Origin of the sequence: Bdellovibrio sp. HCB209 (genome assembly GCF_047306065.1) — a bacterium.
Classification (GTDB): Bacteria; Bdellovibrionota; Bdellovibrionia; order Bdellovibrionales; family Bdellovibrionaceae; genus Bdellovibrio.
The window spans coordinates 3,672,216-3,686,590 of the sequence record NZ_CP178618.1; the positions used below are offsets into that span (position 1 = coordinate 3,672,216).

Below are 14,375 nucleotides of genomic sequence, written 5' to 3' on the forward strand. Positions count from 1 at the left end.
TTATGAAAGGCCTTGGCGGCGGAATGGCAGCTTTGATGAAGCAAGCCAATCAAATGCAAATGAAAATGAAAAAAGCCCAAGAAGAACTTGCTAAAGCTGAATACGAAGCAAGCACTGGCGGCGGCGCAGTTACTGTTAAAGTTAACGGCGACCACATGATCACTTCTTTGAAAATCAGCGCTGACGTTATGAAAGACGGCGATGTTGAAATGCTTCAAGACATGATCACATCTGCAACTAACGAAGCAGTTAAAAAAGCTCGTGAGATTTCCGCTAAAGAAATGGAAAAAATCACTGGCGGCATGAACATCCCGGGGATGTTCTAGTCAGATAATCGGAGAATCCCTTGCTTCACATCACCGCTCTAGAAAAATTAGTCCACGAAATGAGCCGTCTGCCTGGTATCGGGCCGAAGACTGCTCAGCGTTTGGCCTATTTCATTCTCAAATCCGAGACTGAATTTCCAGAGCGCTTGAGTGAAGCACTTCTTCGTGTGCGCGCTGAAGTTCACGAATGCCCACGTTGCTTCAACTTTACTGATGCAGATCTTTGCCGTTATTGCTTAGACGTACACCGTACTGATGATGCTCTTTGTGTGGTTGAAGAACCTTCCGATATCATGCGCATCGAATCTTCTGGTGCTTTCCGTGGTCGCTACCATGTTTTGCATGGAGCAATCTCTCCGCTGGAAGGCATTGGCCCTAAAGAATTGAAAATTCATGAATTGATCGACCGTGTAGACGCCGGTCTTCGTGGAGAAAGCCCTGTGATTAAGGAAATTATCCTGGCATTGGACGCAGATCTTGAGGGTGATACGACAATTTTGTACCTAGCAAAGCAACTTCAAGGCAAAGGATTGAAACTTTCTCGCATTGCCCATGGAGTTCCTATTGGCAGCGACATCGATTTCATAGATGATAGAACTATGGGTCGTGCCCTGCAAAATAGAGTGGAGCTGTAATGTCCTTTATTAACTACAATGCCAAAGAGATTCACTGCAAAGTCGTGTATTACGGTCCTTCATTGGGCGGTAAAACTACGAACATTCAGTGGGTTTACCAAAAAACGGCTGAGGATCAAAAATCCAAGCTTGTGGCATTGAACACGGACATCGAGCGCACTCTGTTCTTTGACTTCTTGCCACTGAACGTGGGTGAAATCCGCGGTTTCAAAACTCGCTTCCATCTTTACACAGTTCCTGGCCAAGTGGTTTACGATGCTTCCAGAAAGCTGATCCTTAAAGGTTTGGACGGCGTTATTTTCGTAGCGGACTCTCAAATCGAGCGTATGGACGAAAACTTGGAATCTTTGCGCAATCTTGAGACGAACCTTGAACAACAAGGCTACGACATCAAAGAAATCCCATTGATCATGCAGTACAATAAGCGCGACCTTCCAAATGTAGCGTCTTTGGCTGAGATGAGAAGCGCTTTAAACCCTTACAACGCCCCTGAAATCGAAGGCTGTGCCTCTGAAGGCAAAGGCGTGTTTGAGTCTCTAAAAACGGCTTCTAAATCAATTATCAACGTTCTAAAGGGCGGAACTACTCTGTAAACCAGAGGAAACTCCCCTTCTATTGTAACTTCAATTCGCTTTCATTTTCCTCTTACGACCTAGGCACTGCTGTGCTATAGGATGTCGCACCTATTCGGCGTATAATGGCCTTTCATATCGAGGCGTATTGCCCAGGCGAGGTAATGACTATGAGTTATGATGTTGCTGCTGAAATTCAAAGACTGAAAAAAGAGAAGAACGCTGTCGTTCTGGCTCACTACTATGAAGATGGCGACATTCAAGACGTTGCAGATTATGTCGGCGACAGTTTCTTTTTAGCTAAAAAAGGCCAAGAAGTTAAAGAGCAAGTGATCTTGCTTGCGGGCGTGGTGTTCATGGCTGAATCCGTGAAGATCATGAACCCTACTAAAACAGTTTTGGTTCCAGAACTTGAAGCAACATGTTCTTTGGTTAAGGGTGCTCCTTACGATAAGTACCTGGCTTGGCGCCAACAACACCGTGATGGTATCGCGGTGACTTACATCAATTCCTCTGCCGAAGTTAAATCGATTTCTGATGTGATCATTACTTCCTCCAATGCTCAGCAAATCGTTGGTGCAATCCCTAAGGATCGCAAGATCTTGTTCGGCCCCGATCAACACTTGGGTCGTTGGTTGTCTAAAAAATTAGGTCGCGAAATGGAATTCTGGAATGGCTCTTGCGAAGTGCACGTGCTGTTCAATGCAAACCGTTTGGCTGCTTTGATTCAAGAGCATCCGGATGCTTTGATCTTGGCTCACCCTGAGTGTGATGACTCTGTTTTGGCCTATGCCAACGTGATTGGTTCGACTCAGCACTTGTTGGATTCCGTTTCTTCAAACCCGCATAAGAAATTTATCGTGGCGACAGAAACTGGTATTTTTCATCAAATGCAAAAACGCCGTCCTGATGCTCAGTTTATTCAAGCCCCTGTGGTGGATGAAGGCTGTCAGTGTAACGACTGCCCTTACATGAAGATGAATAACTTGGAAAAAATCAAACGCGCTTTGGAAACTCTAGAGCCGCAAATGAATTTGCCTGAGCCACTTCGTTTAGAGGCGAAAGTTTCGTTGGATCGCATGATGGACATCACAAGTGGCAAAGCTGTTACTTGGCCGACTGAATTCGCTCGTTAATCTCTGAAAGGCTCTGACATGTTGATCATTGATAATCACAAGTTAGAGTCTTTACGAAAACATCTAAACTGCCCTGATTTACAAGTTTATGCTTATGCCGAATGGGGCAGTAAAAATCCTGATCACCGACAATTGATTCATGCACATCGCGATCGCATTGTTTTAAACTCTGCTACACCTTTGCATTCTAGTATTGCGCACACTCAAGGCATGGGGATTTTAGTTATTTCCCCGCACCCCGTGGGCGTTGATATCGAGTCTACAAGCCGTATTACCGAACCCGCTGTAAAGCGGGTGGCTCGCCCCGGTGAGTACGAGCAAGCACCTAGTGCTGCAAGCCTGTGGACCGCGAAGGAAGCGTGTTTTAAAGCTCTTAGAACATTCAAACAGCCCTCGGTCCTTTCGGGTTTTTCTGTAGGGTCATGGCAAAAAATAGCATCCCAATTTGAGACATTCTCTCTCCTAGAATACTCTGAACATCACGCCCCGTCTGGCGGAGCTGGCATCTGTTTCCACGAACAAAATTTTAGCTTTGGTTTTTTCTGCGTGAACCTTTAACTTTGGTCCGGTCTTGCCGAAGAGTTACTTAACCTGCACTTCGGTGCAGAGCTCATTGTGTAAGTTTCGTAAGAGCAAGGTAGGTAATAATGGGAAACGCTGCTGCTAATAAACGGATTGCCCCACGCAAAGAAGTCACACCGATTCATGTGTCGTATGTGACGTCACTAGATGACTTCGCCAAGATCGCAAAAAACTGCGAAATCGTAGAGGCATCTTCAACGGGCCTTCTTCTCTTGGTTAAAAGAGACGATTTGATTCCAACAGCACTAAGAAAAAATCTGACACTAGATGTGCTTATTGGCGATAGAGTCTTTATGCATCTAGAAGAAATGAACTTGGAAATTTCCGGCGTCATCAAAAGAACGAAGTTGCTGGGTAAAAAAGGTTTCCACGTTGCAGTTGATTATAGCGAAGACGCTCCAGAATATTGGAGAGAATGCTTGATGGATCTTTTGCCGACTCCGGGTGAGTTGGAAGAAGAAGGCTAATTTTTTAGCCCCTACACAATGAGCAAAAAAAAGGGAATCCGTTTGGATTCCCTTTTTCTTTTTAAAGATCGTAGAACTTTGGAAGACCCATCTCTGAAACCAGAACGATGGAGTAATGTGGAGGCAAGAACCAGCTTAAAGCCTCTGCAATGCCCTGATGCTCTTTCTCTGGAGGATTGCTTAAAGACTCTAGAGAGAACGCCAAATCGTAGTGCTTACGATCCTGGCTCATCACCAAAATACGAGGGCGCAAAACGCCTTGGTCACGGAAGAATTCTTTGATGATATTACGAACATACACTGGCAAATACTGAGGGGAAGCATCACCTGCGTGAAGGCCTTGGCCTTGCGCAAGCTCTACAGTTCCCACAATAGCTTCATCAGCCGTGCGATAGAACAATCCCGTTTCTTTAAAATGCCAAAGCATCCCGTAAGTGAATACGTAGTCAGGATAGTTTTTCTGAGGATTTACTGCCAAGCCCACACCTTTGAGTGCTGCCCATTGCATGATTTTATTAGCAGGCTCTGCTGCGTCCGCAGAAGTTTCGGTAAGCATATACGGCCAACCATCTGGTCCCTGTTGTGGAGCTTCGATCATCAACTTCACATTGCTGGAAGTGATGGCCATAAAGAAATTGATCTCCCACTGGTGATCGCGTTGTTCGTCAGGGACTTTTACTAGTTCGTTCAATGTCATAAATGCTCCGTGCGGGTGAAAAAACAAAAGGCCGAACCCGCATAAGGTTCAGCCTTTGTATTTCCCTTAACAGTTAGGGTCAAGTCGCGATTAGTACTCTTCAACAATCACGATAGAACGGAAGCCAACTTTTGATTGTGGCTGACCGTTTTTATCTACAGATTGGCGACCTGTTTTAGAATCGATCACTGGCATGTGGCCTTTATCAGCGCGCACTACAGCGTCGTGGATTGTGTTGATAGCGCCGGATTTAACACGAACGCAACCACCAGAAGCACGAGAACCCAAAGCTGCGATACCGTTTGCTTCACCACCAGAAATGTCTGGCGGAACTTGGTGAATAGCCAAACCGCGAGCGTCGTTAAAGAACATCGCGTAAGGCATCATGAATTTAGACTCACCAGAACGGTAGTTATAGTCATAAACGCGCTTGATAGAATAGAAACCACGAGTTGTGTGTCTCCAGTGAGATGCACGAGAACCTTTGAAGATACCGTTGATAACACCTTTGAATTTACCGATGTATTCCAACTCTTCAGTTCCAGTAGAAACGTTCGTTGTCATTACCAATTGACGGTTTGTGTACAAGCGAAGTTTTTGAGCGCCAGGGCCACGAGCTGCTTTGTTGATTACGATCACGTTTGTGTAATCGCTGTAGTCAGTTTGACCAGCAAGGTAAGCTGCTTCGTTAAAAAGGATACCTTTTGGTGCTTCGTAAGAGTCTTCAACCATCAAACGTTTCGCAGCTTCTTCGCGCTTAGAAAGTTTTAGCGGTGTTTGCTCCTCTGGAAGAGTTTGAGCATATGCAGTTAGAGAAAAAGTGGACGCCAAAAGCGCTGCCAACAATAGTTTCATGATCACTCCTTAAGAAAATCCCCGGAACTTTTGGAGTAAGTTCCCTTCGCCGATTGAAATAACTTAGGCGCCGATTTAAATCATTAGTTTTATGAAAAATGAAGCATTCCAACATGCTACGCATCCAAAAAATTATTGGAGTGTAACCAAAACTGGTGGATTTGGTGCTTGACGCATAAGGAGGAGGGGCGGAATTCCCCTCCTTGGGGCATTTTAGAAGGTCATATTTGCTTGGAGATAGAACGAACGACCCGGCTCTTTCACCTGAACTTCGGCTGGAGTGACTGAATCCGAGCGGTTCATATGCATTGAATGGTCTTTATTAAAGAGGTTTTTAACTCCGAAATTCATCAGGAACGATTTAAACTTGTACTGAGAGTTCAAATCCAATGTCGCCCAACCCGGAGTCTTTTGCACATCTCGCCCACTCCCCACACTTGAGTCCATGTCGACACGGTTTTGATCGGCCGCAAACCTTGCAGTGGCGCCGAACTCCCAAGAACTCCAACCGTAAGTCGCCGACAAATCCCCGAAGAGCGGAGGCATCTGTGGCAGAGGAATATTCTTATCGCGATTTTCTCCGTACACATAATTGATAGATCCAGACAGCGTCCAACTTTCAATTTTATGCGAGCCTTGAATTTCTGCTCCTAAAAGTTCTGCAGGAATATTTCTGTAAATGCTTTCCCCAGAATTTGCCGTCACGCCTGATTGGCCTTTAGCTGTATCACGGAAAATAAAATCATTGATGTGATCGTAAAACACAGAACCTGACCAAGAAGTTGAGCCTGGCTTAAACATCCCCACTTCAACGATCTGATGTTGTTCTGGTTTTAATCCCGGATTACCGATCCATTTTTGTGACGCTGTCATTGAGTTCGCAGCCATGTATCTTTCGATCGCATCACCGCTTCGCATGTTCTGTGCGAGGTTAACGAAGGCCACAGCTTGAGATTCTGTTTTGTATTCATAACGAGCGACAAAGTTTAAGTGATAGTCCGTTGGTTCTAAATCACCAACACCGCTGTAAGTATTGCGATACAGCTGTTCTGCCGTGATCATGCCTAAAGAATTTCCGGCGCCATCCAGGCTATTGTTCACTTGCTCGCCACGCAAACCCAGGACGACTGTTTGTCTTTCGGCGATTGCCAGAGGAGCTTCTGCAAAAAGAGCGTAGTTATCCATGGTAGGTTCTGGCAAAACTGATTTCGTCATACCTGCAATCGACATCCCGCTGTAGTTTTCACTCAATCTAGAATTACGAAGCCACTCAGCACCGTACATGATTGGCGAGCCGGAAGTTTTTGCAACGAACTTTGCACCATCTGTTTTGGATTCAACTTCGGATTTCATAAACATCATCGGAGTTGTCGACTTCAATGTATAGTTATCCATCAAGTGATTCACTTTGGAGGAGAAGACATTGAATTTTAGATCATCAATCGCGGGAGCTAGGTTTTTCATTTTAGTGATGATGCTAACCGCCTGATTATCAGATACCGGAGAGTCCATCATCGCACCCTCGAACTTTGCATCGCGGATGTAAGTTTGCTCAAGCTTTGCTACGACGACGGATTTTTCACTGGGAAACCAAATCGCGCCGTACGAGTACTGTTGGTCTTTGAACGCTGAGCGGACCTCTTGGCCATTGCCACTTTCGTAATTATCGCTTTCTTTCCAATTGCCGCTGAGGTCTGCCATTAAGCTGCCATCACTAAGTACAGAACCTTTTGCAGAGGCGCCACCAAAGCGAAGATTGCCGTTACTTTCATAGCCAGCGCTTACTTTTCCGTTAACTCCGTATCCGTTCATGCGCTCAGTAAAATAGTCGCGAGTCACCGCAACAGATCCAGCTACTCCACCAAATCCGTATTCGACAGTTTTATAACCGCGAGTCAGTTCAATGGTGTCGTTGTCTCCTAGTTGCAAATAAGCTGTTGGCGGGTCCATACGACTTGAGCAACCACCATAGTGATAGTTTCCACCAGAGGTGATGTTGATATTATTTTGCTGAAGACCGCGGATGAATAAGTCAGATCCATGACCACCAATGCGCGAATGCCCCACTCCCGAAAAAGACTCAATCGCTTCGGAAGCATCACGATACGGCTTCGATGTAATCTCTGCAGATGTGCGTTCTTCCTTGTGGGCTTCGATCGCCCTTGCCTCAACTGAAACTTGAGGGAGAGGAATACTCTCTTGCGCTAAAACAGAATTTGAAATGAGTAAAACAGAACCTAAAGTGGCGACCACTCGCGAACGCATCCAGCCTCCTGCTGTAAAACAATGGTGAGACTCAATGCTAAAGCAACATTCGCGATTAGACAGCGCCACGAAACGTTGCGACCAGCCCCAGGTGACTTGGACCAAAGGAGGGTAACTTCAATTTAAAACTAAAAGACCACCTCTAGGGTGGTCTTTTTATTCGAAATTATCCGAGAGCGTTTTCAAGAAGGATCAGAACAATCCCGATGATGGAGCCACCGGCGATGATTCCGGCTGCCATCGTTTCTTGGTTTTGAACGAAGGCGCGGTGACCGAAACTTTTTTCGTCTTTGAATTTCTTACGAGCAAGCCAGAACAACAAAGTTCCGAGAGCCATTGACCATGCATCGGTAAAACGAAGCACGAAGCCCAGACCCAAACCCACACCAGACAACAAGAAGCGACCGCGAGTCTTTTTATTCAAGAACTCAATCACGATACCCAAAACTGCGCCGATTGCAGCCGCAGCTTGAGCCGTTGGATGAAGATTACCAAGACCTTTTGTCAAAGCCTCTGCCACACCCTTCCAGATCGCAGCGCCAGGCAATGGCATCGCATCTGATGTGAAAGTAGAAACATCACCGTGGAACAAAGAATAGAAAACTGGAACTGCCACAAAGGCACCCGCAAAAATTCCCAGAACGTGACCGACTGCTTGGTGACGTGGTTTACCACCCAGCATGTAACCCGGCTTGATATCCATCAACAAGTTGCTGGCATTCAGGGAAACCTCTGAAGTAATACCTGCAGTCATCAAATTCGTCGTAACGTTACCCGGAGCCAAAACACCGTAAGTAATTTGCGTTAACTTACCAAGGGCTCCCCCTGGAGTGATAGCTGTTAAGCCCGTCGATGTTACCGCGATCAAAGTGAATACGAAAACCAATGGAATCGCCAAAAGACCCAACCAGTAGTGAATACCGAACCACATGTGTCCTAGATAAACTACGATGGCACCAATCACTGGAATACCTACCGCGAAAATCCACATTGGCAATTCGATCTTTTTCAAGACATCGTGATTACCACCCGCTGTTTTTTTAGAGAAACTTTTTGTGAAAGCTTCCTTCAACATTTTCGGTTTAGAGAAGAACGAAAACAACGACGATGTCGTCATCATCGAAGCGCCACCCCAAAGAGCCCACATCGCGATGGCTTTAAACTTTGCTTCAGGAATCACACCCGCCTGAATCAACAAAGGAGCACAGAAGAAGTAGTTCAACATCGCGCCGATCAGCAAAGACATAGAAGTCTTCATACTCATCAAACCGCCCGTGCCCAACATCACAATCGAAGTGTCCCACTGAATCGTTAGATCTTTCAGAGGTGTATTAAACAAACGAGGTGTTGCAAACTTATAAATGAAATCATCCCAATAGTGAGGCAAAGCTAAGAACTTCAACTTCAGAGATTCCAAAATTGCATCTGCACGCAGGAATTCAATCAATGCTGAAAGCCCCGCACCGCCCATCAAAAGTTTCGCTTTGAAGACACCGTCGCCGCCGTCCTCAGAGTGCAAGCTGTCCAAGACTACACCTGAAGCATAGCCCTCAGGGAATGGCATTTGCTCGTCATTGATAAATCGTTTCTTCAATGGGAATGCAAACAACACGCCCAAAATTGCAAGAGCGATGATCCACCAAATAGTTTGGTACATCGGCACCACTTGCCCCGTCACCATCATGTAAGCAGGCATCGAAGCCATCAGTGGAGCCGTCATATAACCCGCACTTGTCGCAATCGATTGCATCGCATTGTTTTCAAGGATGGTCATGTGCGAACCGATTCTCATACGGTCCATGATTTTAAAGAATGCGAATGAAAGAATCACAGAAGAGATACCGACTCCCAGAGTCCATCCCGTCTTAATCCCGATATATAGATTTGTTAAACTTAGAATCCCGCCCAAGATAACGCCCGTTAGGGCCGAGCGGATAGTAAGCTGAGGCATGTCGCCTTTATAGACATTCTTTAACCACCACTCGTCTTTTTGCTCGAGGGTCATTGAATGCAGTTGTTCCTGATTAAGCTCTTGAATCGCCATAAATTCTCCGTGGAAATTACTCGAGTGCAATCAGGCAACTAATTTGGACGACAGTCAATATCAATACATGTTCTGCATGCGCTGAATGCCGTAACTGAGGACGTTTCTCCATGACATCGCCAATTCATCTGAATACTGCGGATCATGCTTACGAACGGTCTCGATAAGACTTGTGACCCAAGCTTCATACAAATCTGGCGTGATGTTGCGATGATTCCGATCATGAGTAACGCCCAGATCTTCAACCTTAGTCATCGCGATCTTGGAGCCAGATGAATACATAATGATATACTGAAGACCATGCTTCAAAGTATCGATCTGACGTTTCATGTCCGTACCTTTGAACTTCTCCACAATGTGAGGGCCTTTGGCTGTAAAGTTCTGGTAGAAATCAGCAATAAAATCTGGAATCAGCAGACAACGCTGATAAGAAGCGTTCACTCGATCAATATCGTCTTGTTCGTGTTTATCCATAGCAATCGAGCATCAGGTAACTGGAAAAGCTATTCAAGACATATGCATGCGTCCAACCTGCCATGAGGGTGGATATCATCAAAATCCACCGCAGGCTGAATCGAGCATTTTTAAATTTGGGGGAGTAGAAATAAAAAAACCACCTCGAGGGTGGTTGTTTTTCGATAGGCCAATCTTTTAGAAGATTGGTAGGGAGTACAGGATTCGAACCTGCGACATCCACCTTGTAAGGGTGGCGCTCTACCAACTGAGCTAACTCCCTATCGGTAAGAAGGACCTATGTTTATCTGCGTCCTTCTGACTTTGCAATATCTTTTTTAATTTTTTTAAACTTTTGTAGCGGACTTTCGCCCGCCACAAACCTGCCTAGTGGTTAAGGCAAGAGTTCTCGGTAAACTTAATGCGAGAAGCTACCTTCGTCAGCTGTAAGTGAACCATATCGCTAATAGATCTAGCATTCAGGTCACCGATGGAAAGAACCATCACTGAACCCGTGTAGAGATTACCCATAACTGGAGCTTGCGGAGAATCTTCGCGTTTAAACGAAGTCACCTTCAAGTTGTAAGTAGTGCCACCACAGCTCGTCATTTGAGCCAAGATAACTTTACCACTTTCAAAGCCCACACCTTCTGCCAACACTCGACGAGTTTCCCCATCAATTTGTCTAACAAGAAGTTGGCGTCCACCGCTCGCTTGTCTTACAGACTTAAATGCGAAGTAAGAAACGTAATTGTCCTGCTCAACCTTCCACAAACCTTGGATATCATCCCAAGGGAATGGTTGCGCCAATGACCAAGGCCATGGAACCGGACGGTTATCGCCAGATGGCATAATGTTGCCGTCTTCTTGAAAACCAGGAACATGAGCATGTGCCATGCTGGAAACAAACAACAGCGTTGCTAATAAAATATGACGTAACATGAAGTACCCCTACTAGTGCTCGAAATGGACTCGAGCAGCTTTATTCATGTAATAGCCGTTTTTGGCTCTAAAAATATATTTCGGTTTTTCGTAATCAGGCTCGATCAACTTACGCAAACGTTTGATCGTCACGTAAATCTTATTGTCATGGATCGCAGGATCATATGGCTGCTTCCAAACATTTTCGACCAAGAATTCCTTTGAATAAATCGTGCCTTGGTTCTGAACGAACAGGCGCAAAAGATCCAAAAGAATGAACTGATTTTTAAAGTCAATACGACCCAATTTGCGCTCAGTAACCGCGTGGTTAACTTCGTCAAATACCAGGTCATAGCTGTGCTGAGAATCTGCGCCAATTTTAGAAGCGTAGAACTGAGCAATTTTAGCAAGGCGAACGTGGTTTTCAGAGTCGATAGATTTTTGTGCCAGCGCCAAGTAAACGCGAGCCAAATCTTTATCGCCCATTTCGAAATACACATCACCCAACTGGATCATCAAGTATGAAGCGGAAACCACGTTACGAGTCTCTTTAAGAGCATCGTATGCTTTCCACAACACAGTCACAGCTTCCTCGTACTTTTTCATTTGTGCGAGGATGTTACCGTTTAAGATCAAAGATGAAATTTTCAAATCTGGAAGATTATAAACCTGGAAGAACACTTCAAGGTTGTAAATCTCTTTCAAAGCATCTGCATAGCGAGCGATACCTGGAGAAGAGTAAACCATCGCAAGACCAAAGATAGCATTGCAGATGTCTTCTTTGTTGTCTGAAGCAAGCGCGATCGCAAGCGCCTTTTGAACGTAATCCAAAGCCACATCGTTTTGGCCTTTGTAAGACGCGCAGACAGCAAGAGTGTAGTAAGTTTTAGAGTTAAGTTCGAAGCCCTCATTCAAAACCAGGTCTTGGAGTTTTTCCTTAGTTTTGTTGATGTCTTCTGTTTGTTCGCGTTCGGCAAAAATACGCAACAACAAGTTTTGGCACTTGAGATATTGGGAAAAGTTTTTCTCTGCGAAATAGCCTTCACTAGCTTCGCGAAGATGGTCGCTTGCGGGACCGAACTCTCCACGATCGCTATAAAGCTTGCCGAGCTCATAGGTGCGATCGAATTGACTCATTAAAACTCCAAATTTTCTGAGGAAGGACAGGTTTTGTCAGATTGTCAGGATATCGTCAATGAAGGATGCGGACTGTTGCTCAAAAAATGAGCATAGTGAGAATTGATTTCAGTAATTTAATGTTGAGGGCGTCTCCACCCTCACATTGCGGTTTGCGTCAATGGCGCTTTGGTTAAAAGAATACGTCCGCATCCTCTTGAGAGAGGTGCTTTTTGACTTCCGAAATAAAGGTTTTCACATTTACGTTTTGCTTATGGCGAACCGGAGTGACCACCCAAATGTCTTTTTTTCCTTCGCTGAATGGCTCCAACAAAGAAACCAACCTCCCTTTTTTCACATCCTCGAAAGCATATGAACCAGGAAGCCTTGCCACCCCAACACCCGCCAGGGCAGCCTTTTGCAGGACACGAGGGTTGTTGGTTTTAAAGTTACCTTTCACCGAAACCTGAAAATTTTTTCCACGTTTCTTGAAATTCCACGAACCGCGTTCACCGATGCAGTTGTGAGAAATCAAATCATGGGGCTCTTTTAAGGGAGGAGCAGAGGCCAGATAACTTTTCGAAGCCACCACGTATTCCATGCGTGAGGCGATTTTTTGCGCGACCAGCGACGAACTTTCCAAATGGCCAATACGAATGCCGACATCGAATTTCTCGGCGATCAAATCCACGATGCGAGTGGTGAAATCCAACTCTACTTTTAGATCAGGATACTTTTTCGCCATGTCGATCACCACAGGCGCGATATATTCTTCGCCAAAGATTCCAGCCAGTGTGACCCTAAGAACACCACGAGGCGTTTCCGAAAGATCTAGAATTTCTTTTTTAGCACTATCCAGATTCTGCAAAGAGTCTCGGCAAGTTTCTAAGAAACGAGTTCCTATGTTCGTCAGTTGAACTTTGCGAGTCGAGCGCACAAACAGAGCGATACCCAAGTCATCCTCGAGATGACTGATGGTTTTACTGATGTGAGATTTAGAAACGCCTAAAGATGTGGCGGCCTCGGAAAAGCTTCCCGTTTCAGCTACTTTGACGAAGGCAATGATTCCCTGCAATGATCTGATTGTTTCCATATGGAAACATTAATGTTCCTCGTCTGGGCTGGTCAAGGTGAGACACGCTATTTATAATTCCTTCATCTAAAATAACTTTTTAAGGAGAATCCACACATGAAAATCAAAGCAGCAGTAGCCTGGAAAGCCGGCGCTCCCCTTTCCATCGAAGAAGTAGATCTTGAAGGACCTAAAAAAGGCGAAGTCCTAGTTAAAGTCGTGGCAACCGGTGTTTGCCATACTGATGCTTTCACTCTGTCTGGCGCAGATCCTGAAGGCCTTTTCCCAGTGATCTTGGGCCACGAAGGTGGCGGTATCGTCGAAGCTGTTGGCGAGGGCGTTACCACTCTTAAAAAAGGTGATCACGTGATCCCTCTTTACACTCCTGAGTGCAAAGAGTGTAAGTTCTGTTTGTCTGGTAAAACAAATCTTTGCGTTCGCATCCGCGCAACTCAAGGTAAAGGCTTGATGCCCGACGGAACTTCTCGTTTCTCTAAAGATGGCAAAATGATTCATCACTACATGGGTTGTTCAACATTTGCTGAATACACGGTGGTTCCTGAAATCGCATTGGCAAAAGTAAATCCAGCGGCTCCCCTTGAAAAAGTCTGCTTGCTTGGTTGCGGCGTTACAACAGGTATCGGTGCCGTTCTGAATACTGCTAAAGTAGAAAAAGGCGCAACTGTTGCTGTCTTTGGCTTGGGTGGTATTGGTCTTTCTGTGATCCAAGGTGCAAAAATGGCTGGTGCTTCACGCATTATCGCTATCGACATCAACGACGCTAAAAGAGAAATGGCAGAAAAATTCGGTGCCACTGATTTCGTAAATCCAAATAAGTTCGATAAGCCTATCCAACAGGTGATCGTAGAAATGACTGAATGGGGCGTGGATTACTCATTTGAATGTGTGGGCAGCACCGCTCTTATGCGTGCGGCTCTTGAGTGCGCTCACCGTGGCTGGGGCCAATCCATCATTATCGGTGTTGCAGGTGCGGGTCAGGAGATCTCCACTCGTCCATTCCAATTGGTGACTGGCCGTGTTTGGAAAGGTTCTGCATTCGGTGGTGTTAAAGGACGCACAGAGCTTCCTGGTTACGTCGATCAATATATGTCTGGTGCTATTAACATCGACGATATGGTAACTTTTGAAATGCCACTTGCAGATATCAACAAAGCTTTCGATTATATGCATGAAGGTAAAAGTATCCGCTCTGTTATCAAAATGTAGGAGAGAC

The 14,375-nt window shown here is 45.4% G+C and carries 15 protein-coding genes and 1 tRNA gene; 7 read left to right on the forward strand and 9 right to left on the reverse strand.

What is annotated here, in order from left to right; genetic code table 11:
* The first annotated feature begins 2 nt into the window (after positions 1-2).
* The 6 genes from ACLVWP_RS17905 (at position 3) to ACLVWP_RS17930 (ending at position 3,718) form a co-directional block, all read left to right on the forward strand.
* Positions 3-326, forward strand: a complete 324-nt coding sequence (locus ACLVWP_RS17905; RefSeq protein WP_413559025.1) for a YbaB/EbfC family nucleoid-associated protein — start codon at positions 3-5, stop codon at positions 324-326.
* Between the two features lie 20 nt (positions 327-346).
* A complete protein-coding gene (gene recR / locus ACLVWP_RS17910; protein WP_413559026.1) occupies positions 347-961 on the forward strand; it encodes a recombination mediator RecR in 615 nt (204 codons plus the stop codon).
* Complete coding sequence (locus tag ACLVWP_RS17915) at positions 961-1,554, forward strand: GTP-binding protein (RefSeq protein WP_413559027.1); 594 nt, start codon at positions 961-963, stop codon at positions 1,552-1,554. The genes recR and ACLVWP_RS17915 overlap by 1 nt, the downstream gene beginning before the upstream one ends.
* Positions 1,555-1,703: 149 nt before the next feature.
* Entirely contained in the window at positions 1,704-2,669 is a 966-nt protein-coding gene (nadA, locus tag ACLVWP_RS17920) for a quinolinate synthase NadA (protein ID WP_413559028.1), read from the forward strand.
* An 18-nt stretch (positions 2,670-2,687) separates the two neighbouring features.
* Entirely contained in the window at positions 2,688-3,227 is a 540-nt protein-coding gene (locus ACLVWP_RS17925; RefSeq protein ID WP_413559029.1) for a 4'-phosphopantetheinyl transferase family protein, read from the forward strand.
* 89 nt (positions 3,228-3,316) lie between these two features.
* Positions 3,317-3,718, forward strand: coding sequence for a hypothetical protein (locus tag ACLVWP_RS17930; protein WP_413559030.1), 402 nt, complete (start codon positions 3,317-3,319; stop codon positions 3,716-3,718).
* A gap of 61 nt (positions 3,719-3,779) precedes the next feature.
* Here the strand turns inward: ACLVWP_RS17930 and ACLVWP_RS17935 are convergent, their stop codons facing one another.
* From ACLVWP_RS17935 to ACLVWP_RS17975, 9 genes are all read right to left on the reverse strand, one after another.
* Positions 3,780-4,415: a hypothetical protein gene (locus tag ACLVWP_RS17935; RefSeq protein WP_413559031.1), complete on the reverse strand. Its 636-nt coding sequence runs from the start codon at positions 4,413-4,415 to the stop codon at positions 3,780-3,782.
* A gap of 90 nt (positions 4,416-4,505) precedes the next feature.
* Positions 4,506-5,270: a L,D-transpeptidase gene (locus ACLVWP_RS17940; protein ID WP_413559032.1), complete on the reverse strand. Its 765-nt coding sequence runs from the start codon at positions 5,268-5,270 to the stop codon at positions 4,506-4,508.
* A gap of 213 nt (positions 5,271-5,483) precedes the next feature.
* A complete protein-coding gene (locus tag ACLVWP_RS17945) occupies positions 5,484-7,535 on the reverse strand; it encodes a TonB-dependent receptor domain-containing protein (RefSeq protein WP_413559033.1) in 2,052 nt (683 codons plus the stop codon).
* Between the two features lie 166 nt (positions 7,536-7,701).
* Positions 7,702-9,579 (reverse strand): OPT family oligopeptide transporter, encoded by a 1,878-nt coding sequence (locus ACLVWP_RS17950; RefSeq protein WP_413559034.1) that lies wholly within the window; start codon positions 9,577-9,579, stop codon positions 7,702-7,704.
* Positions 9,580-9,639: 60 nt separating this feature from the next.
* Positions 9,640-10,053: a globin gene (locus ACLVWP_RS17955; protein ID WP_413559035.1), complete on the reverse strand. Its 414-nt coding sequence runs from the start codon at positions 10,051-10,053 to the stop codon at positions 9,640-9,642.
* A gap of 186 nt (positions 10,054-10,239) precedes the next feature.
* A tRNA-Val gene (locus tag ACLVWP_RS17960) sits at positions 10,240-10,315 on the reverse strand.
* Positions 10,316-10,419: 104 nt separating this feature from the next.
* Entirely contained in the window at positions 10,420-10,974 is a 555-nt protein-coding gene (locus ACLVWP_RS17965; RefSeq protein WP_413559036.1) for a hypothetical protein, read from the reverse strand.
* 12 nt (positions 10,975-10,986) lie between these two features.
* A complete protein-coding gene (locus ACLVWP_RS17970; protein WP_413559037.1) occupies positions 10,987-12,090 on the reverse strand; it encodes a winged helix-turn-helix domain-containing protein in 1,104 nt (367 codons plus the stop codon).
* A 172-nt stretch (positions 12,091-12,262) separates the two neighbouring features.
* A complete protein-coding gene (locus ACLVWP_RS17975) occupies positions 12,263-13,162 on the reverse strand; it encodes a LysR substrate-binding domain-containing protein (protein WP_413559038.1) in 900 nt (299 codons plus the stop codon).
* Positions 13,163-13,258: 96 nt separating this feature from the next.
* Between ACLVWP_RS17975 and ACLVWP_RS17980 the strand changes: the two genes are divergently transcribed.
* On the forward strand, positions 13,259-14,368 hold the full coding sequence (locus ACLVWP_RS17980; RefSeq protein WP_413559039.1) for an S-(hydroxymethyl)glutathione dehydrogenase/class III alcohol dehydrogenase: 1,110 nt from the start codon (positions 13,259-13,261) through the stop codon (positions 14,366-14,368).
* Positions 14,369-14,375 lie beyond the last annotated feature (7 nt).

Excerpts from the sequence above, each read along its gene's own strand:
- ACLVWP_RS17905 (WP_413559025.1), top strand. The coding sequence starts at position 3 with ATGAAAGGCCTTGGCGGCGGAATGGCAGCTTTGATGAAGCAAGCCAAT.
- ACLVWP_RS17915 (WP_413559027.1), top strand. The coding sequence starts at position 961 with ATGTCCTTTATTAACTACAATGCCAAAGAGATTCACTGCAAAGTCGTG.
- nadA (WP_413559028.1), top strand. The coding sequence starts at position 1,704 with ATGAGTTATGATGTTGCTGCTGAAATTCAAAGACTGAAAAAAGAGAAG.
- ACLVWP_RS17925 (WP_413559029.1), top strand. The coding sequence starts at position 2,688 with ATGTTGATCATTGATAATCACAAGTTAGAGTCTTTACGAAAACATCTA.
- ACLVWP_RS17930 (WP_413559030.1), top strand. The coding sequence starts at position 3,317 with ATGGGAAACGCTGCTGCTAATAAACGGATTGCCCCACGCAAAGAAGTC.
- ACLVWP_RS17935 (WP_413559031.1), bottom strand. The coding sequence starts at position 4,415 with ATGACATTGAACGAACTAGTAAAAGTCCCTGACGAACAACGCGATCAC.
- ACLVWP_RS17940 (WP_413559032.1), bottom strand. The coding sequence starts at position 5,270 with ATGAAACTATTGTTGGCAGCGCTTTTGGCGTCCACTTTTTCTCTAACT.
- ACLVWP_RS17945 (WP_413559033.1), bottom strand. The coding sequence starts at position 7,535 with ATGCGTTCGCGAGTGGTCGCCACTTTAGGTTCTGTTTTACTCATTTCA.
- ACLVWP_RS17950 (WP_413559034.1), bottom strand. The coding sequence starts at position 9,579 with ATGGCGATTCAAGAGCTTAATCAGGAACAACTGCATTCAATGACCCTC.
- ACLVWP_RS17955 (WP_413559035.1), bottom strand. The coding sequence starts at position 10,053 with ATGGATAAACACGAACAAGACGATATTGATCGAGTGAACGCTTCTTAT.
- ACLVWP_RS17965 (WP_413559036.1), bottom strand. The coding sequence starts at position 10,974 with ATGTTACGTCATATTTTATTAGCAACGCTGTTGTTTGTTTCCAGCATG.
- ACLVWP_RS17970 (WP_413559037.1), bottom strand. The coding sequence starts at position 12,090 with ATGAGTCAATTCGATCGCACCTATGAGCTCGGCAAGCTTTATAGCGAT.
- ACLVWP_RS17975 (WP_413559038.1), bottom strand. The coding sequence starts at position 13,162 with ATGGAAACAATCAGATCATTGCAGGGAATCATTGCCTTCGTCAAAGTA.
- ACLVWP_RS17980 (WP_413559039.1), top strand. The coding sequence starts at position 13,259 with ATGAAAATCAAAGCAGCAGTAGCCTGGAAAGCCGGCGCTCCCCTTTCC.